At 64.8% G+C, this 21,096-nt stretch carries 18 protein-coding genes and 1 tRNA gene; 14 read left to right on the top strand and 5 right to left on the bottom strand.

What is annotated here, in order from left to right:
• The first annotated feature begins 367 nt into the window (after nt 1-367).
• Nucleotides 368-443, top strand: a tRNA-Asn gene (locus ACQ4WZ_RS03420).
• Between the two features lie 152 nt (nt 444-595).
• On the opposite strand, the gene ACQ4WZ_RS03425 is transcribed toward ACQ4WZ_RS03420, so the two are convergent.
• The gene (locus tag ACQ4WZ_RS03425; protein ID WP_257561069.1) at nt 596-979 is read right to left on the bottom strand and encodes a hypothetical protein; all 384 of its coding nucleotides are present in this window, start codon (nt 977-979) and stop codon (nt 596-598) included.
• A 336-nt stretch (nt 980-1,315) separates the two neighbouring features.
• Here ACQ4WZ_RS03425 and ACQ4WZ_RS03430 point away from each other — a divergent pair, with 336 nt between their 5' ends.
• Nucleotides 1,316-2,107 carry an alpha/beta fold hydrolase gene (locus ACQ4WZ_RS03430; protein ID WP_436572580.1) on the top strand — a complete coding sequence of 264 codons (792 nt, stop codon included), beginning with the start codon at nt 1,316-1,318 and terminating at the stop codon, nt 2,105-2,107.
• A gap of 69 nt (nt 2,108-2,176) precedes the next feature.
• Here ACQ4WZ_RS03430 and ACQ4WZ_RS03435 read toward each other — a convergent pair whose 3' ends face one another.
• Nucleotides 2,177-2,860, bottom strand: a complete 684-nt coding sequence (locus ACQ4WZ_RS03435) for a hypothetical protein (RefSeq protein ID WP_436572581.1) — start codon at nt 2,858-2,860, stop codon at nt 2,177-2,179.
• A gap of 139 nt (nt 2,861-2,999) precedes the next feature.
• On the opposite strand from ACQ4WZ_RS03435, the gene ACQ4WZ_RS03440 reads away from it, so the two are divergent.
• From ACQ4WZ_RS03440 to ACQ4WZ_RS03455, 4 genes are all read left to right on the top strand, one after another.
• A complete protein-coding gene (locus tag ACQ4WZ_RS03440) occupies nt 3,000-3,839 on the top strand; it encodes a M15 family metallopeptidase (protein WP_436572582.1) in 840 nt (279 codons plus the stop codon).
• Between the two features lie 217 nt (nt 3,840-4,056).
• Entirely contained in the window at nt 4,057-7,884 is a 3,828-nt protein-coding gene (tssM, locus tag ACQ4WZ_RS03445; RefSeq protein ID WP_436572583.1) for a type VI secretion system membrane subunit TssM, read from the top strand.
• Nucleotides 7,881-8,861: a type VI secretion system-associated protein TagF gene (gene tagF / locus ACQ4WZ_RS03450; protein WP_436572584.1), complete on the top strand. Its 981-nt coding sequence runs from the start codon at nt 7,881-7,883 to the stop codon at nt 8,859-8,861. Before tssM ends, tagF begins: the two co-directional genes overlap by 4 nt.
• A 9-nt stretch (nt 8,862-8,870) precedes the next feature.
• Nucleotides 8,871-9,656, top strand: a complete 786-nt coding sequence (locus ACQ4WZ_RS03455) for an OmpA family protein (RefSeq protein WP_101482134.1) — start codon at nt 8,871-8,873, stop codon at nt 9,654-9,656.
• A gap of 127 nt (nt 9,657-9,783) precedes the next feature.
• Here the strand turns inward: ACQ4WZ_RS03455 and icmH are convergent, their stop codons facing one another.
• The 3 genes from icmH to tssJ are packed head-to-tail and all read right to left on the bottom strand — an operon-like array spanning nt 9,784 to nt 12,583.
• Nucleotides 9,784-10,569 carry a type IVB secretion system protein IcmH/DotU gene (gene icmH, locus ACQ4WZ_RS03460; RefSeq protein ID WP_436572585.1) on the bottom strand — a complete coding sequence of 262 codons (786 nt, stop codon included), beginning with the start codon at nt 10,567-10,569 and terminating at the stop codon, nt 9,784-9,786.
• A complete protein-coding gene (gene tssK, locus ACQ4WZ_RS03465; RefSeq protein WP_436572586.1) occupies nt 10,566-11,936 on the bottom strand; it encodes a type VI secretion system baseplate subunit TssK in 1,371 nt (456 codons plus the stop codon). Before tssK ends, icmH begins: the two co-directional genes overlap by 4 nt.
• Before the next feature lie 38 nt (nt 11,937-11,974).
• Complete coding sequence (gene tssJ / locus ACQ4WZ_RS03470; RefSeq protein WP_436572587.1) at nt 11,975-12,583, bottom strand: type VI secretion system lipoprotein TssJ; 609 nt, start codon at nt 12,581-12,583, stop codon at nt 11,975-11,977.
• A 278-nt stretch (nt 12,584-12,861) separates the two neighbouring features.
• Here tssJ and ACQ4WZ_RS03475 point away from each other — a divergent pair, with 278 nt between their 5' ends.
• The 8 genes from ACQ4WZ_RS03475 (at nt 12,862) to ACQ4WZ_RS03510 (ending at nt 21,093) form a co-directional block, all read left to right on the top strand.
• Complete coding sequence (locus ACQ4WZ_RS03475) at nt 12,862-13,452, top strand: hypothetical protein (protein WP_243857991.1); 591 nt, start codon at nt 12,862-12,864, stop codon at nt 13,450-13,452.
• 37 nt (nt 13,453-13,489) lie between these two features.
• A complete protein-coding gene (gene tssB / locus ACQ4WZ_RS03480) occupies nt 13,490-13,999 on the top strand; it encodes a type VI secretion system contractile sheath small subunit (RefSeq protein WP_101482129.1) in 510 nt (169 codons plus the stop codon).
• Between the two features lies 1 nt (nt 14,000).
• On the top strand, nt 14,001-15,491 hold the full coding sequence (gene tssC / locus ACQ4WZ_RS03485) for a type VI secretion system contractile sheath large subunit (RefSeq protein ID WP_436572588.1): 1,491 nt from the start codon (nt 14,001-14,003) through the stop codon (nt 15,489-15,491).
• 31 nt (nt 15,492-15,522) lie between these two features.
• The gene (locus ACQ4WZ_RS03490; RefSeq protein WP_101482127.1) at nt 15,523-16,014 is read left to right on the top strand and encodes an Hcp family type VI secretion system effector; all 492 of its coding nucleotides are present in this window, start codon (nt 15,523-15,525) and stop codon (nt 16,012-16,014) included.
• Between the two features lie 66 nt (nt 16,015-16,080).
• Entirely contained in the window at nt 16,081-16,557 is a 477-nt protein-coding gene (gene tssE / locus ACQ4WZ_RS03495) for a type VI secretion system baseplate subunit TssE (RefSeq protein WP_436572589.1), read from the top strand.
• Nucleotides 16,554-19,193, top strand: a complete 2,640-nt coding sequence (gene tssH / locus ACQ4WZ_RS03500) for a type VI secretion system ATPase TssH (RefSeq protein WP_436572590.1) — start codon at nt 16,554-16,556, stop codon at nt 19,191-19,193. The genes tssE and tssH overlap by 4 nt, the downstream gene beginning before the upstream one ends.
• A gap of 34 nt (nt 19,194-19,227) precedes the next feature.
• On the top strand, nt 19,228-20,259 hold the full coding sequence (gene tssA, locus ACQ4WZ_RS03505; RefSeq protein ID WP_436572591.1) for a type VI secretion system protein TssA: 1,032 nt from the start codon (nt 19,228-19,230) through the stop codon (nt 20,257-20,259).
• 48 nt (nt 20,260-20,307) lie between these two features.
• Nucleotides 20,308-21,093, top strand: a complete 786-nt coding sequence (locus ACQ4WZ_RS03510) for a substrate-binding periplasmic protein (RefSeq protein ID WP_436572592.1) — start codon at nt 20,308-20,310, stop codon at nt 21,091-21,093.
• The last annotated feature ends 3 nt before the right edge of the window (nt 21,094-21,096 follow it).

Genomic DNA, 21,096 nt, shown 5'->3' on the forward strand with positions numbered 1-21,096 from the left:
GGCAAGGATGAGCCTTGCAAGCACATGCCCGCACGGTGGCGTGGTCGACGCCCCGTTGGCGGCATGCCGTTAGCGCCTTCCGTGTCGGGAAGACCTGGCTATTCTACTATCTTGCGTGGCGCCGCGCAGACGGACGCGGCGGCTACCCGCAGGCTTGCGCCGTCCGGCGTCGGCGTCCCGTCTGGCGCACGCGCACGATGCCACAGCAGCGCCCAGTCAGCGCCTATGCTCAAGGCGAAGGCGCGCCGCAGCGCCCGCCATTCGTTCACGTCCCAGCGAGGCAGGCAGCCACAGGCAGCCTGTTTTTGCCGGGCATGCAGCAACAACTGGACATGAGAAATTTTGACGTATATAATTCGGCCTCCTTTCCCTGATAGCTCAGTTGGTAGAGCGACGGACTGTTAATCCGCAGGTCCCTGGTTCGAGTCCAGGTCGGGGAGCCAGAACAAGCAGCAGCAAAGGGCCACGTGGCAACACGTGACCCTTTTGTCATGCGCGCACGGTTTTCCATCCACGCTTGCCATCCCTTACGCGTTTTAGCGACGTGCGCGTTGCCGGTCCGCCAGTAGCAGGGGCAGGCGCAGTGTTTCCCGGATCAGGGATCGACAAACACGTCGAAACGCACCTTGAGCGGGCTGCCCCAGGAAATATCCACCCAGGCACGGAAGCCGCCATTGTATGGTGCGATGTTGTATACGGCCATGCGGGCTGAGCCGATAAAACGGTCCTGGGGAGTCGCGCCATATTCACTGATGTTGAGCAAGACGCGCGAATTGGCTTTCACGTTGGGATTGGCGAAGTTGACCGAAGGATGCACGCCATTGGCCGTCCACGTGTAATAGGTGGTGAAGGCGGCGGCGCTCAGGTTCAAGGCCTGTGCAGCCGCGCCTTTCGCGCTTTTGCCGTCCTGTTCCATCGGCAGATCCGCGGTTTCCAGGGCCAGATTGCTACCGGTGCGATGTTCTACTTTCATATCCATGATGCGCTCCTGATTAATAGTTTGGACGCCGCGCCTGACGTCGTGCGGCAAGACGCCCTATCTGTTGCCGTGACGGCCAGTGTCACGTCCTGGCTGATAAGGTAGCCGTCTGCTCCGATAGTGCAGAGATGAATTCTAGGCCCGCAAGCTAGCAAAAAGGCGTGATCTGGCCATGCAAAACGGCGCTCATTTGTGCTGGCGCAAACACCTTGCAGGCAAGTGGCAAGATCTTTTCCCGCAGGCTATTTTTAGGGGGGCACCACGCATGCCGGGCAGGACAATGGCACAATAGGCGCAGCCGACCTGTCGATACGCAACCCGTTGCGAGCCTAGCCTATGCCGATACTGAACCTGAGTGCCGAAACAGATATCTATTACGAATTGATCGAAGGCGACCCCGCCAAGCCCTGCCTGGTATTCCTGCACGAGGGGCTCGGCTGTTGTGCGATGTGGAAAGATTTCCCCGCGCAGCTATGCCAGGCGACGGGCTGCCGCGGCTTGCTGTATGACCGCCACGGCTATGGGCAATCGTCGCCGCTTGAGGCGCGCCGCCAACTCCATTATTTGCACGACTACGCGCTGTGCGAGCTGCCGCAAGTGCTCACTGCACTGCTGCCGGGGCAGGACCATTTTCTCGTCGGCCACTCCGATGGCGGCAGCATCGCCCTCATTTATGCGGCGCAGCAGCCGCCGCGCTTGCGCGGCATCATCACCGAAGCGGCGCACGTGTTTGTCGAAGGCATCACACTCGATGGCATCCGTGTGGCGGACGCGGCGTTTGGCGCGGGCAAGCTGCGCGCACTGGCGAAATACCATGGCGACAAGACGGAAGCCATCTTCAAGGCCTGGTCGCATACTTGGCTCAGCTATGGATTCCAGTTCTGGAACATCGAATACCTGCTGCCATCCGTCGAATGTCCGGCGCTGGTGGTGCAGGGCAGCGAGGACCAGTACGGCAGCGCGGCCCAGGTCGACACCATCGTGGCGCAGGCGCTCAACGCCGTGCCCGCCATCGTCGAGCAATGCGGCCATACACCGCACCAGGAACAGCCGCAGGCATTGCTGGCGCTGATGGAAGGCTTTTTGCAAGGCCGCATGGACGCGGCCACTCACCCGAAGGTAGGCTGACGGGCCACGGGACCGCAAGCTGACGCGAGTGTCCGAGCGCGCCTGACATGTTACTGGGCGCGCGGGCGCTCAATGGCAGGCGGGATCGCTGTCCCAGCGGCCCGAACAGATGCGCGAACGGCACAGCATGCCTTCGATCAGGCCCAGCTGCTGACAGCGCTGCAAGAGTTCCGCCGTTTCCTTTTCCTGTTCCTGCTGGCGCAGCACCACGTCGCGCACGGGCGCCACCGTGGATTCTTGCCGGTGCGCATGGGCGACCATCGCCGTCAGCAAGGCGACGTCGCTGTCGCCGGGCGCGGCGGCCGGCCTCGCCCCCTGTGGATGCGCGGCCGCCTGGCGCATGGGTGGCGGCGTCTTGTGCGGCGCGTTTGCGCTTGCTGTCGTGGCGGACGCCGCAGGCAAGGGCGGGGCCGCCGTATTGACGATGGTGGCCGCCTGCACGGCAAGCGGCAGTATCGTTGGCGCGGGCATTACGGGCGCCGTCATAGCCGTGGCGGGTGCTGCCGGCACGGGCACGATGGTCGTGTCATAAGCGAGCACGGTCGTAATCAGCACCGCCAGGCACAGCGCAGCAGCGGCCCAGTGCCACCGTCCTGGGCGCCAGCGCAGGGCGGGTCTGGCCGCAGGCGCGGCGACGCCGTGTTCGAGCTGCGACAGGATGCCCTTGCCTTCGATGTGCACGTCAGCCACGCCAGCCTTGCTCAGCAGGTCAGGACCGCACGCCTGGCACTCCCCGGTTTTCAATAAAGACAAAATATCACCTCCACAGTGGATCAAACTCGACTGACCTTGATGTAAACCGCGCTCATGCGGACCGCGGACGCCTACGATCTAGCAATACGGCCGGGAAATTGCTGTCCGGCCCACGCCCATCCCTGTCACGGAGCGCCCCATGTTCGTCGCCCTGGTCCTGATGTATTTCCTGCTGGCCTGTTTTGCCTGCTGGCTGCTGCTGTTTCCCGGCGGCCGCGCCATCGTGCTGCACACGCTCGTCAATCTGGGTTGGCGCATGCAGCGTCGCGCGCAGCATCTGAAGGGCGGCAGCGGCGCGCAATGGCAGCGCCTCCAGCGGCGTACGGGCTCGGGCATGGCGCATGCCTGGCAGCTGCTGTTGCGGCATCGCTGGCTGAGTCTGGCAGGTAGCGTGGTGGTCATCGTGCCGCCCTTGCTGGCGTGGCTGTCCAGCAATCACATCGCCCTGCGCGGCTATGCTGACCGGCAACATGTCATCAACGACCAGGTCAGCGATTTGCTGAAAGGCGAGCAGCTGGTGCCGCCTTTGAGCCTGCCGCCGCTGCTGTTTTCCACGGCGGAAGTGACGCAGCTGCGCCCGCTGCTGGGCGGCGCCAGCCGCAACTGGCAATTGCTCGACCACGACTACGCGCAGCGCCTGCTGCTGGTCTTCAAGATCATGAAGGACGTGCATGGCTACGAGATGGTCTTGCTGGAAGGCTATCGCAGCCCCGCGCGCCAGGACCAGCTGGCGGCGGCCGGCCCGAACGTGACCAACGCCAGGGCGTTTCAAAGCTATCACCAGTATGGCCTGGCCGCCGATTGCGCATTCATGCATGAAGGAAAACTCATCCTTTCTGAAAAAAATGCCTGGGCCATGCGCGGCTACCGTTTATATGGCGTGACGGCCGAATCGGTGGGCCTGCGCTGGGGCGGGCGCTGGACCATGATGGATTTTGGCCACACGGAATTGCCGCAACCTCGCGTGCTGGGCAAGTAAGCAGCGCCAGCCATTCTAGCGCCGCAGCGCGGCTTTATTTTCACAGCTGCAAGCTTGCTTGCGCAGCGTCAATGGCACGCCAGCGCCTGCCGTGCGCTGGCGTCTGGTACTTGTCATATGTCAACAAAGGCGCGCCGCATTGCTGTCAGGATGGGGCGAATCCGCCTAGTTACGCGGCGGCGTTCCTCATGTTTTGCGACCTCACCCTGGGCTCATCATGCTGCGACGAATCTGGCATTTCCTCACCGATAGCCGCTATCTGACCATCCTCGGCTTCGTGGCGCTGGCCGTGTTCCTGTACCTGGGCGCCGAGGTGCTGGAAGTGGCGCTGATCTGGGCGCTTGCCCTGTTGCTGCTGGCCTTTGTCACTTGGCTCGGCCTATGGCTGTGGCGCCGGCGCCGCGCACGGCGCAATGCCCAGGCGTTGGGGCAAGCCATCCTCAACGAGGCCGAGATCGCCGCCGCGCAAGCGGCCTCGGTCTCGACGCCCAGCAGCACCCAGCATGGCGAACTCGACGCCGTGCGCACGGGCATGCTGGCCGCCATCGAGACCATCAAGACGTCCAAGCTGGGCCTCAAATCTGGCGCTGCCGCTCTCTACGAATTGCCGTGGTACATGATCATTGGCAATCCGGCCGCCGGCAAGAGCAGCGCCATCCTGCATTCGGGCCTGCAGTTCCCTTTCGCCGACGGCAAGATCGTGCAAGGCGTGGGCGGCACGCGCAACTGCGACTGGTTTTTCACCACGGATGGCATCGTGCTCGACACGGCGGGACGCTACTGCGTCGTCGACGAGCACCGTGGGGAGTGGTTCGGTTTTCTCGACTTGCTGAAAAAATACCGGCGCAAGGCACCCATCAACGGCATCCTCATCGCTGTCAGCATCGACGAATTGAAAGGTGACCCCGACGTGGGCATGCAACTGGCGCGCAGCCTGCGCAAGCGCGTGCAGGACGTCATCGAACGCCTGGAAGTGTTCGCACCCCTGTACATCGTGTTTACCAAGGCGGACCTGATCGCCGGCTTCACGGAGTTTTTTGCCGATGCCGAGCGTAGCGAGCGCGAGCGTGTCTGGGGCGCCACCATGCCTTATCAGCGCAAGCTGCCCACGGCCGACTTGCTGGCGTTTTTCGACCAGAGTTTCGATGAATTGCACGATGGCTTGACGGAGCTGAGCCTGGCTAACATGGCGCACCGGCAACGCAAGACGATGGCGCCCGGCGTGTTTACCTTCCCGCTGGAATTTACCGCCATCAAGCCAGCCCTGCGCGCCTTCATCGCCACCCTGTTCGAGGAAAACCCGTTCCAGTTCCAGCCCGTGTTCCGCGGCTTCTATTTCACCAGCGCGCTGCAGGAGGGCGAGCCAGTCAGTGCTTCCTCGCAGCAGGTGGCGCGCCGCTTCGACCTGGCCTACGCGCCAACCCCGGCCTTGCTGCCCGCAGGTGCGCGCCAGCATGGTTATTTCCTGCTGGAGTTGTTCCGCAAGGTGATTTTTGCCGACAAGCATTTGGTGGCCAACTATGCCAACCGCGCCAAGCTGCGCTTCAAGTACGCCGTGTTCTTTGCCGCCACGGTGTCGCTGGGCGCCTGCCTGGGTGGCTGGAGCTGGTCCTACCTGGGCAACCGCCAGTTGGTTGCCAACGTGGAGGCCGATTTAAACAAAGTGGTGAAGCTGCAGGAGCGGCGCCTGGATTTGCAGTCGCGCCTGGAAGCGCTGGAGATCTTGCAGGACCGCATCGAGCAGCTGGAAGCGTACCGCACGCAACGGCCCTGGTCATTGCGCCTGGGCCTGTACCAGGGCGATCTGCTTGAGCGCAAGCTGCGTGAAGAATACTTTGCCGGCGCGCGCCAGGTCATGCTGGTCCCCGTGGCGGGCGCGCTGGAAGCCTTGCTGTTCGAGATGAACGCCAGCGCCGACCAGCTACAGCCAGCGGCGCGCACGCCGCAGACGCCGGCCGCCGCCCCGGCCACTTCAGCGGCCGCGCGATCGTTCCAGTACCAGGCCGCGTCGCCGACGAACGTGGAAGATGCCTACAACGCGCTGAAAACCTATCTGATGCTGGCCGATAAGACGCATGCCGAGAGCAGCCACCTGAACGACCAGCTGACGCGTTTCTGGCGCGCCTGGCTGGAAGGCAACCGCGGCGCCATGCCGCGCGAACAGATGATACGCAGCGCCGAGCGGCTACTGACGTTTTACCTGGCGCAAATTGGCGACCCGTCCTGGCCGCGCATCGAGCAGAAGCTGGCGCTGGTCGACCAGGCACGCGAAAACCTGCGCCGCGTGGTGCAGGGCATGCCGGCGCGCGAGCGCGTGTATGCCGACATTCGCGCGCGCGCTTCGACGCGCTTTCCCGGCATGACGGTGGCGCGCATCGTCGGCGAACAGGATCAGGCACTGCTGGCGGGCAGTTACGCCGTCTCCGGCGCCTTTACGCGCCAGGCGTGGGAAAAGTTCGTCGAGGGCGCGTTTCGGGGCGCTGCCAACCACGAACTGCAAAGCGCCGACTGGGTGCTGAAAAGCGCTTCCACCGACGACCTGACCCTGGAAGGCAGCCCGGAGCAGATCGAGAAAAACCTGGTGGCCATGTACAAGGCCGACTACGCGCGCGAGTGGCAAAAATTCGTGCAGGGCGTCGCTGTCGCCGATCTGAAGGGCTTTGACGGCGCCGTGCAGGCGATGAACCGCCTGGGTGACCCGCAAGCGTCGCCGATTGCCAAATTGCTGACGACCATTTACGAGGAAACCTCGTGGGACAATCCGGCCCTGCAAAATGCGCAGTTGCGCAAGGCCGAGCGGGGCATCATCGCCTGGTTCAAGGAAACGGTGCTGCGCCGTGCGCCATCGCAGCTGACGGCCAATCCGGGCATGAATGCGCAGCTCGACCCGGCCCGACTGGACAAACCCATGGGTCCCGTGGGGCGCGAATTTGCCGGCGTGGGCAAGCTGGTGGCGGCCAGGGACAACAATGCCTCGCTGATGCGCGCGTATCTGGAGGCGCTGTCGAAACTGCGCAGTCGTTTGAACTTGCTGAAGAACCAGGGCGACGCGGGACCGGGCGCGCGCCAGTTCATGCAGCAGACCCTGGAAGGCAGCGGTTCCGAACTGGCCGACGCCCTGAAGCTGGTCGACGAGCAGATGCTCACGGGGATGAGCGACGCGCAAAAACAGGCCATACGACCCATCCTCGTACGGCCATTGATGCAGACTTTTGCCGTCATCGTCGCACCGGCCGAACTCGATATCAACAAGACCTGGGCGGCGCAGGTATATGAACCGTTCCAGAAATCGCTGGCCAATAAATATCCGTTTTCCCCAGGCGCGCGCATCGAGGCGAGCAGCCTGGAGATCGGCCAGTACTTCGGTCCTGAAGGCTTGGTGGCAAAATTCGTCACCACCTCCATGGGCCCCCTGGTGGTGCGGCGCGGCGACGTGCTGGCGCCGCGCACCTGGGCCGACATGGGCATCAGCCTGTCGCCGCAAGTGGTGGCGCGCTTCCCCGGCTGGATTGCGCCGCTGGGCGCGGGTGGCGTGGCGGCCACCTCCAGCGTGGCGCAAACCGTGTTCCAGATCCAGCCGTCGCCCGCGCCCGGCACCCTGGAGTACACGGTGGAGATCGACGGCCAGCAGCTGCGCTACCGCAACACGCCGGCGCAGTGGACGAACATGGTCCATCCCGGCCCGCAAGGCGCGGCGGGCCTCCAGGGCGCGCGCATCACCGCCGTCACCTTTGACGGGCGCACGCTGGAGCTGTTCAACGAACCGGGGCAATTCGGCTTGAAGCGCATGATCGATGCGGCCACCAAGAAGCGCAAGGATGGCGGCGTGTTCGAACTGCGCTGGGTGCGCGGCGAGGTGGCCGTGGCGGTCGACCTGAAAATCACCAGCAGCGCCGAAACGACAGGCGCGGGCGCGGGTGGGACTGCGGCGGTGCAGGAGCAGGGGTTTCGCGGCATGCAGCTGCCCGAGACCATCGTCGGCACGCCAGCACCCCCGCCAGCCATTGCCGCCGTTGCTGTAGCTGCAGCGGGAGTTTCGCCATGAGGCGCGCGGCGCAACAGGTGCGTCTCGGGTACTTCGGCAAGATCCCCGCGCGCGGCGATTTCATCAAGGCTTGCGACAATCACGCGCTGGTGCAGCTGCTTGACGACTGGCTGGCGCAGGTCATGAATGCCCTGACGGTGAACCCGCGCTGGAAGCTCAATTACGATGCCTTGCCGCCGCTGCGCTTTGCCTTCGTCGGCACGCGCAGCCGGCGCGCCATCGCCGGGCGCCTGGAAGCGAGCAATGACCAGTCGCAGCGGCGGTTTCCCTTCATGGCCATGGGCGCGCTGGAAGTCGATGACGCCGAAGCCTTCGTCGCTTGCAGCCCGCTGGTGCTGGCGCCGCTGTGGCAGCAGGTGGAGCAGCTGTCGCAGGGCATCGTGGCCAGCGACGAACCCGGACCGGCCTTGCTGGCGCTGGCCGGCAATGTGGTCGAAGTCGAACCGGCCGCGCCTGGCCATGCGGCGCGGTTATCCGCCTTCTTGCAGGCGCAGACCGTGCATGACTTGCAGGCGATGCTGGCCTCGCCCGCGTTTCCGGTGACGGTGCGCGAATTGCTGCTGGGCCTGGGCCTGCTGCTGCAGCCGGTGCGCCACAGCGGCTTGCCGCGCCTGGAGAAAAGCCTGGTGCTGCCGCTGCCGCAAGACGTGCAGCTGCGCGAGCTGGTGGCCAGCCTCTGGCTGCACCTGATCGCGCCTTTCCTGCGCCAGGCCGATTTCGAACTGGCGCTGTTTTTCTCCCACCTCGACGAGGCACCCGTACTGGTGATCGGCTTTTGCGGCGCCGACCCGCATGGCTTGCGCGCGCTGATCGATCCGCAGGCCGGCAGCGAAAGGCTGATCCTGTTCGACCAGCTGGACTGGGTTGACGGGCAGCTGGGAGACGATGCGGCGCTGCGTCAGTTTTCCGCCTGCCTGGAGCAGGAGCAGCTGTCGCTGCGCTCGGCCTGCGTGATGTTTGCCGATACCTTTGCCTGAAGGATTGCGATGAAGTCACACATTTTCCTGCTGCCGCTGCTGCTTCCTGCAGCCACTTCCTGCCACGCCCAGGCCCAGGCGCCCCAGACGCCGATGCCGGGGCAAATCCTCGTCACGGGCACCCTGGCCGACGAGGCGGGCAAGGCTGCCGTGCTGGCCCGACTGCGCGAACTGTATGGCGCCGAGCGCGTGGTCGACCAGATCGCCATCGGCAACGTTGCCATGCCGGCCAACTGGAACGCTTACGTGCAAAAGCTCATCGCGCCGAACCTGAAGCTCATTTCACGGGGGCAGATCAGCATAGCCGGCAACGACGTCAGCGTGCGCGGCGAGGTGGCGAACGAGGCGCAGCGCCAGCAGATCGCCAGCGACATCGCCACCAGCCTCAATCCCACCTACATCGTCAGCAATGGTTTGCGGGTCAGGGCGGCCGAGGCCGAGCAGGGCTTGCTCGATGCTGCACTGGATAAACGCATCATCGAATTCGACAGCGGCAAGGCGTCCATTACGCCGGCCGGCCTGGCCATCCTCGACGAAATGGCTGCCGTCATGCTCAAGTTGCGGGGCCGCAAGGTGGAGGTGATCGGCCACACGGACGATACGGGCCTGCGCGCCAGCAATGTGGCCCTGAGCCAGGCGCGCGCCGAAGCCGTGCGTGCCCACCTGGCCAGCAAGGGCGTCGGGGCCGATTCGGTGCTGGTGTCGGGCCAGGGGCCTGACCGTCCCGTGGCCAGCAACGCCACGGCCGATGGCCGGGCGAGAAACCGGCGCATCGAGTTCAGGATCGCGCAATAGATTGGGTTGACACCTCACAAAACCGTAGCGAGCGGAAGGGAGAGGCGGTCGAGAAGCGCAACCGTGCTAGAGCACGGTGAGCATCGCAGGCCGCCTAAACCGACGCGCAGTAGGTTTTGTGAGGTGTTCAGGGCAGGGTGATGGTCAGGTGTGCTGGGCGCGGCGCCAGTTTGACCAGGTCTGCATACGAGGCCAGAGTCGTTTGCGTGTTGCGCGTCAGATGCGTTTTCAGGCCGAGGTAAGCGCAGATGGCCAGCAGGGCGAAAAAGCTCAACAACGCCCACAGCGGCACGTCGCTGCCGCGTTTGTTGATCACCTGGTCGGGGCGTTCCGCACGCGGCGCGAAGCCACGGCTCTTGCCCTTGATGTGGGCAATCTCGTCGCCCAGGCGTGCCGTCAGGTAGCTGAGTTTTTCGCCGCCGTCGATCGCATACTTGCCCTGGAATCCCAGCAACAAACACATATGGAAAACCTGCAGCGCCTGCACGCGCATGGGTCCCTTGCCGCGCAGGGCGTCGAGGCGATCGAAAAAGTGTTCGCCCGCCAACTGGTCGCCAAAGATCAGCAGCTGCAGCGGGCGCCGCTCCCACTGCTTGCGCAGGTCGAAAGGCGAGGCCAGGATGATTTCATCGACCGCCGCGCAGAATGCATATTTGGCCGCTTCGATATCGTCGCCGTCGGCGCGGATCTTTTTCGCTTCGCGTTCGAAGTCGTCGAGGAAGGCCGTGATGCGGTCCATGAAGCTCTGTTCGTCGCCGGGCGCCGAACCGTGCTTCAGCATGAACAGCATGTAAAAGCCTTCGTGCATCAGGTCCGGCAGGGCACTGCCGGCATGCCGGCTGCTGCCCGCAGGGGCGGCACTGCGGGGGCCCAGCAGGGATGGCGCCGCGCGCCGTTCGATGAGCTGGCTCATGCCGTCACCGCGATCAGTTCCAGCTGCAGGTCGCGTATGCCTGCCGGCACGTACACGGAAATTGACTGCGCCTTGAGCATCTGCTCATATAGCGCGCCGCGGTTTTCAATCGCAAAATAATAGGTTTCGGGGCGCACGGGAATGGCGGCCGGCACTTGCGGCGCGTGCGACAGTTTCAGGCCGGGCATGGCTGTCAGCACGCATTTTTCCACGTCGTCGGGCGCGCCCACCTTGACGCGCAGCGGCACCACGTCAACCAGTTCGATGGCGGACATGGCGGCACGAATCGCCAGGTACAAGGTGGTGTGCTGGTCGATCTTGTCCGAATCGAGTTTGCCCAGGTAATACGACGGCTTGTCCTCAAGCAGGGCGATGGAAAAATACTTCGACGAGATGACGGTGTCGAGCAGTTCGCGAATGATGCCGTCGATGGCATCGAAGCAGGCGCTCGGCTGCGCGTGGTCGTAGGCGGGCAGGCTGGCCAGGGTGTAATGCCTGGAGTAGCTGAGCAGGCCGCCCGCCAGTCCCAGCAGCGCTTCGTACAGGCGCTCCGGATGCAGGGCCGGATGGCGCACATAGTGCATCAGCGCGGCGGCGGCCGCGCTGACCGTGTGCAGCAACCAGAACGAGGACACGTCGCCCGAGCGGAACTCGATCACGTTGCGGCTCGGCTCGCGGTGGTGGCCGTGCAGCGCGCTCACTTTCGCCTGCAATGCGTCGAGCAAGTGTTCCAGCACGCCCTGCAGGCGCGGCGCGCCCGCGATCGCCAGGCTGGGCGCCATGAACGATGGCACGGGCTCGAAGCCGCCCGACACCGTGCGCCGCAGGGCGATCAGCGGCAGGCAGTCGTAGGAGCCGCGCGCCTCGCTGTCGGGAATCAGGCGCACGGTTTTCTTCAGATACGCCACGTCGGCTACGGTGGACTCCGTAAACAGGTCGGGCGTGGCGCGCATGGCATGCGCAAAGCGCGTGGCTGCAGGCGTGCCTGTCTTTGACGTCTGCGCCGTGCAATTCATGCCTTCGCGGTTGAGGATGGGCAGCGCCGCGTAATACGTCACTTCCTGAACCGCAGGCGGCAGCGCTTCCAGGTCCACCGGCGGGGGCAGCGTATCGCTGCCGGGCGCACCGTCGCCCAGCGCCTCGAACACTTCTCCGTCGCGGAAGATCGCCGACAGGGCCTGCAGGCGCAGGGTGCCCGTCTTCAGCCCCGCCAGATCCCACTGCAGCTGCGCCACGCCCCACAGGTAGGGATGCAGCGCGCTGGCCGTGTGATGCAGGCGCGCTTCGTGATACTGATCCTGGCGCTGGAAATGCTGCGGCCGCAGGAACAGGCCTTCTCCCCACAAGACTTTCGCTGCCATGCCCATCTCGTTTCTCCTTGAATGTGTGGCGTGCCGCTGCTCCGTTACTGGCAGCGCAGGGCGGACAGCGGCACCATGCCGCTGTCCATGCCGGCCAGGCCAGTGACGCTGAGCGCACAGGCGTGCAGGCCGACGGTGATGCCGCCGCGTTCCGCATCTGCGGCGGCAAAGGTGGCGCGCCAGCGCTGTGCCGCAGGCGCGCGGAACAGGGCCACTACGCCGATGAAATACGCTTCCCCGCTGACTTTTTCCAGAACTTCGTAGCGCTGGCCCGGCACCAGCAGCACTTCCTTCACTTCCAGCAGGTCGGCGCCCAGCGCCGCCTTTTCGCGCTGCGCGTCGAGGAAGCTGTCGTAGTGGGCCTGCTCGAAGGCGGCGCTCTGGCGCAGCTTGTAGATGCGCGCCACCAGCGCCAGCGACCGGCCTTCGGCATCGGTGTAGATGCGCTGCGCCGCGTGCAGGCGGATGCTGACATTGCGCGGTGGTTTTTGCGCGTCAGGCAGTTCGGGCGGCGGCTTGGCCACGCCGGCCATTTGCAGCGCCGCGTTGGCCAGGGTGCCGATGGCGCCGCCCGCGCAGCCGGCTTGCAGCAAGGCCAGCAGCAGTAGCGGGGTGGCGCGCGCCAGGCGGCGGAGCGGGGCGTCAGGTGGCATGGGTTTTCTTTTTAAGAATGGAGGGTGGAAATAAAAGTGTTGCAGTCATTTAAACGCATGCACCGGCGGCCTGCTTGCGTTGGCGCAAAGTCCGCCTGCGTTCAACGCAGTTCCTGCGCCAGATCAGGATTCAGGCGGCTGCACGTGGCTGTGATGTGGAACTTCTTCTTTGCTGATTAATCTCAATCTGCCATGAAAATTGGCGATCAATAATGGCCTCCACCAAGGCGCCGCCCATTTTTCCCAGCGGTAGCGTCCTCCACGTGAAGGAATGCCCGATGAAGCCAGCCACCATGTTGCCCCGTATTGCCTGCTTCGCCAGCGCCTTGCTGCTGGCCGCCTGCGCCACGCCAGACCAGCCGGCGCCCAAGAAACCTGCCGCGCCCACCCTGGCACAAGTGATGAGCGACGCCGATGCTGCCGCGCGCGCCGGCCAGTACGAGCGCGCCATGATCCTGCTTCAGCGCGGCGGCAGCAGCTACCCGGCCGACAAGGCGCCGTGGCTGCAAATGGCGCAGATGAAGTTCGACCGTGGTCAGTACGGCGACGCCATCGGCCATGCGCTCGAAGCGCTGGAGCGCGACCCGGACGACAAGGTTGCCAACAGCATCGTCGCCGTCAGCGGCTTGCGCCTGTCCGGCAAGGCGCTGGCCGATCTGTCGCGGCAAAACAATCTGAATGGCTCGCTGCGCTCGGAAGCGCAGGATCTGGCCAAGCTGCTGCGCGCAAGCATCGGCGAAGATGTGCTGGTGCCGCCGGCCAGGCGCCCGGCGGCGGCCGGCAAGCGCGCAGCCGGTTCCGGCACGCCGGCGGCGAAGGGCGCGGCAGCGCCAGCCAGCGGGGCCGATCCGTTCAGCGGCCTGAAATAAGCCAGCATCCCCACCATCTCCTTGCAAAGGAAGCGACATGTCCAAGTCCGACAGCGTGCAGAAACGCCTGCAAAAGATACGCGCCCCGCGCGTGCAAATGACCTATGACGTCGAGATTGGCGACGCGATTGAAAACAAGGAGCTGCCCTTCGTGGTCGGTGTGCTGGGTGACTTTGGCGGTAATTCTGACAATGAGAAAAAACGCCTGAAGGACCGCAAGTTCGTCGCCATCGACCACGAAAACTTCGACGAAGTGCTGGCCGGCGTGGAGCCGGTGGCCCGCTTCGCCGTGCCGAACCGCATGAGCGAGGCGGGTGGCACGTTCGCCGTCGACCTGCACTTCCGCTCGATGGATGACTTTCGCCCGGAATCCGTGGTGCGCCAGGTCGACCCCTTGCGCAAGCTGCTCGAGGCGCGCACCAAGTTGGCCGACTTGCGCAACAAGCTGGCCGGCAATGACAAGCTGGAAGATTTGCTGACGGAGGTGCTGAACAACACGGACAGCCTGGCCACCCTGAAACCGCGCTTCCCGACGCAGGAGGATTGAGATGAGCGCCCATGCAGAAGCCCTTGCAGTATCCGCATCCGATGCGCCGGTGGCGACCGACTTGCTGGACCAGATCGTCGAGCAAAGCCGCGTCGCCAAGTCGGGCGCCGAACATGCGCGCGCACGCGACCTCATTTCGGAACTGGTGGCGCAGGTGCTTGACGGCACGGTGCTGATGTCCAGCAGCCTGTCGGCCACCCTGGACGCACGCGTGGCGGAAATCGACCGCCTGATCTCCTCCCAGCTCAGCGAAATCATGCACGCGGCGCCGTTCCAGCAGCTCGAACAAAGCTGGACGGGGCTGCGCTACCTGGTCGGCAACTCCGATACGGGCACGCGCCTGCAGATCCGCATGTTCAACGCCACCAAGCGCGAACTGGTGAAGGATTTCCAGGCGGCGCTGGAGTTCGATCAGAGCTGCATGTTCAAGAAGGTCTACGAAGAGGAATTTGGCACCTTCGGCGGCGCGCCGTTCGCCGCGCTGCTGGGAGACTTCGCCATCTCGCGCCAGCCGGAAGACATGTATTTCGTCGAGCAGATGTCGCACATCGCTGCCGCCGCGCATGCACCGTTCATCGCCTCGGCCGCGCCGGAATTGTTTGGCCTGGAAAGCTACGGTGACCTGGGCAAGCCGCGCGACCTGGCCAAGGTGTTCGACACCATCGAGTACGCGAAGTGGAAGGCCTTCCGCGAATCCGAGGACGCACGCTACGTGGGCCTGACCTTGCCCCGCTTCCTGGGCCGGCTGCCCTTCAATCCCGTCGATGGCACCACCGTTGAAGGTTTTAACTTTATCGAGGAAGTCGATGGCAGCGACCATCACAAATACCTGTGGTGCAACGCCGCGTATGCATTCGGCTGCAAGCTCACGCGCGCCTTTGCCGATTATGGCTGGTGCGCCGCCATCCGCGGCGTGGAGGGCGGCGGCCTGGTGGACGACCTGCCCACCCACACCTTCAAGACGGACGAGGGGGACGTGGCCCTGAAATGCCCGGCCGAAGTGGCGATCACTGACCGCCGCGAAAAGGAGTTGTCGGACCTGGGCTTCATCTCGCTGGTGCACTGCAAGAACACGGCGTATGCGGCGTTTTTCGGCGCCCAGTCGGCGCAGAAAAGCCGCAAGTACAAAAGCGACGCGGCCAATGCGAACGCGGTGCTGTCGTCGCAGCTGCAGTACATCTTCGCCGTCTCGCGCATTGCCCATTACATGAAGGCCATGATGCGCGACAAGATCGGCAGCTTTGCCGCCGCCTCCAACGTGGAAGACTTCCTGAATCGCTGGCTGATGCAGTACGTGCTGCTCGACGATAACGCCAGCCAGGAGCAGAAGGCGCAGTTCCCCCTGCGCGAGGCATCCGTGCAAGTGCAGGAAGTGTCGGGCCGGCCCGGCGTGTACCGCGCCGTGTCGTTCCTGCGGCCGCACTTCCAGCTCGATGAATTATCCGTTTCGCTCCGACTGGTCGCGGAGTTGCCGAAGTCGACCAATTCCTGATTCACCCATCTTTCAACCAGAGGAGCACACCATGGCAATCGATGTATATCTGCAGATAGACGGCATCAAGGGCGAGTCCACCGATGACAAGCACAAGGACTGGATCGAGTGCAAATCGGTCAACTGGAGCGTCGAGCAGCCGAAGTCCGCCACCGCCTCGACGGGCGGCGGCCATACGGCCGAACGCTGCGAGCACAAGGACATCGTCATCTCCAAGCTGGCCGACCTGGCCTCACCGGTGCTGCTGCAGACCTGCTCGGCCGGCAAGACCATTCCAAAGGCGCGCTTCGAATTCATGCGCGCCGACGGCCAGGGAGAGCGCGTCAAGTACTTTGAAATCGAAATCGAGAATGTGCTGATCGGCGCCGTGACGCCGAACGTGGAAGAGGGCGATATCCTGGGTGAACACGTCGGCTTCAAGTTCTCGAAAGTGAAGTGGAAATACACGCAGCAAAAAGTGACGGGCGGCGCCGGCGGCAATACCTCGGGCGGCTGGGACCTGGCCGCGAACCGCGTGGCTTGATCCATCGTGCGCGGCGCGCGGCGGCCACCTTCGCCTGCGCGTCGCGCCGACTTTTCAGGAGAGCGCATGGACAGTTTTGTACCTGGCCTGTTCGACCGCCTGATGGGCGACGGCGGTGCGGCGGCGGGCGGCGTGGCGGCACGCCTGTCGCTGGAACAATTGAAGGATGCGGTGGCGCGCGACCTGGAAGAGTTGCTCAACACGCGCGTGGCCCTGCCGCCCGGCGCGCTCGACGCCTATCCGGAATGCGCGGCCTCCATCGTCAACTATGGCTTGATCGATTTCGCCGGCATGTGTTTGTCCAGCAGCGATGACCGCGCACGCATCTGCGCCGCGCTGAAGGCAGCAATCGAACGCCACGAACCGCGCCTGCGCAATGTGCGCGCCCGCCTGGAGCGCGAAGCGGGCAGCATCAACCGCGTCGGCTTTGTCATCAGCGGCTCACTGGCCGTGATGTCCGCCGGCGAGACGGTCAATTTCGACGCCGTGCTGCAGCCATCGTCGTTGCGCTATTCGATCAACCGCAAGGGAGCCGCCGCATGAGCAATCATTTGAAAACCCTGATCGCCAAACTGAATGACACGGCGCGCACGGCCGCCACCCGCGCCGCCGGCATCTGCGTGGGACTGGGCCAGTACGAAGTCGATATCGAACACCTGTTCCTGGCGCTGCTGGAGCAGGAGCGCAGCGATTTCGTCACCATCGCGCGGCGTAGTGAAATCAGTCTGACGGCGCTGGAGTCGGACCTGCGCCGCGAGATCGGCAGCTTCCGGACGGGCAGTGCGCGCACTCCCGTGTTTTCGCCCCATTTGCCGTTGTTGTTCGAACATGCCTGGCTGGTCGCCTCGCTCGATACGGCGCAGTCGGGACCCATTCGCAGCCGCCATCTGTTGCTGGCGCTGCTGACGGACCCGGAATTGTCGCAGCTCGCGTATCGGGGTTCGAAGCTGTTCGCCCGCTTCAGCGTGGAACAATTGAAGCACCATCCAGACAGGCTGACGGCCGGCTCCGAGGAGGAAAGCGCGGCCGTGCCGCAGCTTTCCGGCACACCCGACGATCCTGTTGCGACCCTGGCCAGCAAAACCCCGGCGCTGGACCAGTTCACCACCGAGCTGACGCAACTGGCGCGCGACGGCAAGCTCGATCCCGTCATCGGCCGCGAGGCGGAGATACGCCAGGCCGTCGATATCCTGCTGCGCCGGCGCCAGAATAATCCCATTCTCACGGGCGAGGCGGGCGTGGGCAAGACGGCCGTGGTGGAAGGCCTGGCCTTGCGCATCGCCGCCGGCGACGTGCCCGAGGTGCTGCAGGGGGCGCGCATCCACGCGCTCGACATGGGCTTGCTGCAGGCTGGCGCCAGCGTGAAGGGAGAATTCGAAAGCCGATTGAAGAATGTTATCGACGAGGTGACGAAAAGCCCGCATCCCATCATCCTCTTCATTGACGAGGCGCACACCATGATCGGCGCCGGTGGCCAGGCGGGGCAGAACGATGCGGCCAATTTGCTCAAGCCGGCGCTGGCGCGCGGCGCCCTGCGCACGATTGCCGCCACTACCTGGAGCGAGTACAAAAAATATTTTGAAAAGGATGCGGCACTGGCACGGCGCTTCCAGGTGGTAAAGGTGGAGGAGCCGAGCGAAGATGTCGCCTGCGCCATGCTGCGCGCCATGGCGCCGCTAATGGAACGCCATTTCGGCACCCGCGTGCGCGATGCCGCCATCGTCGAGGCGGTGCGCTTGTCGCACCGCTACATCAGCGGGCGCCAGTTGCCCGACAAGGCCATCAGCGTGCTCGATACGGCGTGCGCCAAGGTGGCGCTGGGCCAGTGCGCCACGCCGGCCCAGCTGGAAAACGCAAACCGGCGGCAGGAACGCATCGGCGCGGAAATCGCCGCCCTGACCCGCGAGGCAAGTGACGGCGAAGCGCCCGATAAAGCCGGTACCGCGCGCCTGGCGCAACTGCGGCGCGAGCATGAGGAAGGACAGGCGGCGGTCGCGGCCCTGGCGCAGCGCTGGGAGCGCGAAAAGGCGCTGGTGGCGCAGATCGGCGAACTGCGCGCGCAGCTGCGCGGCGAGCGGCCGGGCGAGGCCGGCGCGGTAAGGCTGTTGGCGCTGAAGGAAGAGCTGGCGGCCCTGCAGGGAGAGGCGCCTCTGTCGCCGCTGGAAGTCGATGCGCAGGTGGTGGCCGGCATCGTCGCCGGCTGGACCGGCATCCCGCTGGGGAAAATGCTCAAGGACGAGATCCGCACGGTGCAGACCCTGGATGGGGCGCTGCGCGAACGGGTGCTGGGACAGGACCACGTTATCGCGGCGGTGGCGCAGCGCGTGCGCACGGCGCGCGCCAGCCTGGACGACCCGAACAAGCCGCAAGCCGTGTTCCTGTTCACGGGGCCGTCTGGTACGGGCAAGACGGAAACGGCGCTGGCGCTGGCCGACCTGCTGTATGGCGGCGAGCGCAAGCTCATTACCATCAACATGAGCGAATACCAGGAGGCGCACAGCGTGGCCGGCCTGAAAGGCTCGCCGCCCGGCTATGTCGGCTATGGCGAGGGCGGCGTGCTGACGGAAGCCGTGCGGCGCCAGCCCTATAGCGTGGTGCTGCTTGACGAAGCGGAAAAGGCCCATCCCGACGTGCTGGAACTGTTCTTCCAGGTCTTCGACAAAGGTGTGCTCGATGACGCTGAAGGGCGCGAAGTCGATTTCCGCAACACCATCATCATCGCCACCTCGAACCTGGGCGCCGGCGCCATGATGGCCGCCTGCCTGAACCGGGCAGCGCACGACTTGCCCACGCCGGCCGCGCTGGAAGAACTGGTGCGTCCGCAGATGGTGGCGCATTTCAAGCCGGCCTTGCTCGGGCGCCTGAAGGTGCTGCCGTTCTACCCCTTGAACGACGCGGTGCTGGCCGAGATCATCGCCCTGAAACTGGCGCATATCGGCGCACGCATCGCGCGCAACCACCAGGCGCAGTTCAGCCATGACGCGGGCCTGGTCGACGCGGTGCTGGCGCGCTGCACCGAGGTCGACTCGGGCGCGCGCAACGTCGACCAGGTCCTCAACGGCAGCCTGCTGCCGGCGATCGCCGAAGCGGTGCTGGCGCGCATGGCCGAAGGCGAGCCGATAGCCTCGATACGCGTCAGCGCCGGCAAGCAGGGGCAGTTCAAATACGCGATCAAGTAACGCCATCAAATAACGTCAACCGCCGGAGAGCGCCATGTTCAATCTGGAGCAGTTGCTGCACCCCGTCAGCGCCGTCAGCCCCTGTGGCGAAGACATCACTTTCAGCCAGGAGCTCGACGCCATCGCGCGGGCGCGCCAGCATGATGACCCGAGCCTGGACCAGGGCGAGTGGGTGACGGCGCTGAAGGAAGCCGACTGGCCTTTCGTGGCGACGCGCTGCGAACAGCTGATCGCAACGAGTAGCAAGGATTTGCGCGTGGCCGTGTGGCTGGCCGAGGCGCATGCGAAAACACGCCACTTCCGCGGCCTGGGCGATGGTTACGCGCTGCTGGCTGGCCTGTGCGAGCGCTACTGGGATGGTCTGTACCCGCCAGCAGAAGAGGGCGACCAGGAACAGCGTATCGGCAATGTCTTCTGGCTGCTGTCGCGCACGCCGCAGTTGCTGCGCGAGATCCCGTTGACCGAAGGCGCCAATGGCCTGTTTTCACTGCAGGATTTCGATGTGGCGCGCCAGCGCGCGGCGGCCAGCCTGGCGCAGGGCGGTGCAGAGCAGGGCTGGGGCGATACGCGCCACGACGACGGTGAGACACTGGCACAGATGGAGGCGGCGCAGCAAAGGAATACGCGCGCATTTTCCGATGGCTTGCTGGCCGATGCGCAATACTGCATGCAGTCGCTGCTGGCGTTTGAACGCAGCGTCGATGCGCGTTTCGGCGCCGATGGCCCGAGTTTTCGCGCCGCGCGAGAAGCGCTGGAAAACGTCATTCATTTCATCGCGCCACTGTCGCCTGGCGTGGACTTCGCTGGCGCGCCGCCCGCCGCTGGCCAGGGTGCCAGCAGCAGCGGGGGCGCCATCGTGCAGCGCCAGCAGGCGCTGGCCCAGCTGCGCCTGGTGGCCGATTTCTTCCGCCGCACGGAGCCGCACAGTCCCGTCGCCTACCTGGCCGACAAGGCCGCCAGCTGGGGAGAATTGCCGCTGCACCTGTGGCTGCGTGCCGTCGTGAAGGACTCGGGCACCCTGGCGCAGCTCGATGAGATGCTGGGGACGAACAGCGCGAACGGCTGATCGCGGTTGGCGCTTCCATGCTAATCTTTGGGCATGCTCAGAATGATCATGTTGCCTGCCGCGCTATGCCTGTCCATCGCTGCCAGCGCGCACGCCGGGGCTGCGACGCCACTGGTGATCTATGGTGACGACGATTATCCGCCGTACTCCTACGTCGAGAATGGCCAGCTGAAAGGCATCTACACGGAGATCGTGCGTGTCGCCTTGCAATCGATGCCGCAGTATGCGGTGCAGCTGCGCCCGGTGCCCTGGAAGCGGGGACTGCTGATGCTGCAGACGGGCGAGGCGTTTGCCCTGTATCCGCCGTATTCGTGGCGCAGCGAACGGCCGTATGTGCGCTATTCCGTGCCGCTGCTGATGGAGCAGCTGGTGGTGCTGTGCAATCAGGACGTGCTGGCCAAGCGCGCACTGCGCCAATGGCCCGCCGATTACGGCGGCCTGCACATCGGCGTGAACGCGGGTTTCCTGCTTGGCGATGCGGCGCTGACGGCGTCCTTGCGCGCCGAAAAAATCGTGCTCGACCCGGCCAAAGGCACGCGCACGAATCTGCTCAAGCTGATGCGCGGGCGCATCGATTGCTATGTCAGCGACCGCCTGTCGGCGCAGTGGGAATTGCAGCGCATCCGGCGCTATGGGCCGCCGGGCACGCCGATGCAGGCGATCCAGGAGACGGCGCAGCTGGCCAGCCAGCAGGGCCACCTGGGTTTTACGGCGCGCCGGCCGGCCGCCTACCCTTATCGTGATGACTTTATCGAGCAATTCAATGCCGCCATCGTGCGCATGCAAGATAATGGCGCGATCCGCCGCATCGTCGACCACGCATTGCTGCCCTGATGC

The organism is Janthinobacterium darwini (genome assembly GCF_051380905.1).
Classification (GTDB): Bacteria; Pseudomonadota; Gammaproteobacteria; order Burkholderiales; family Burkholderiaceae_D; genus Janthinobacterium.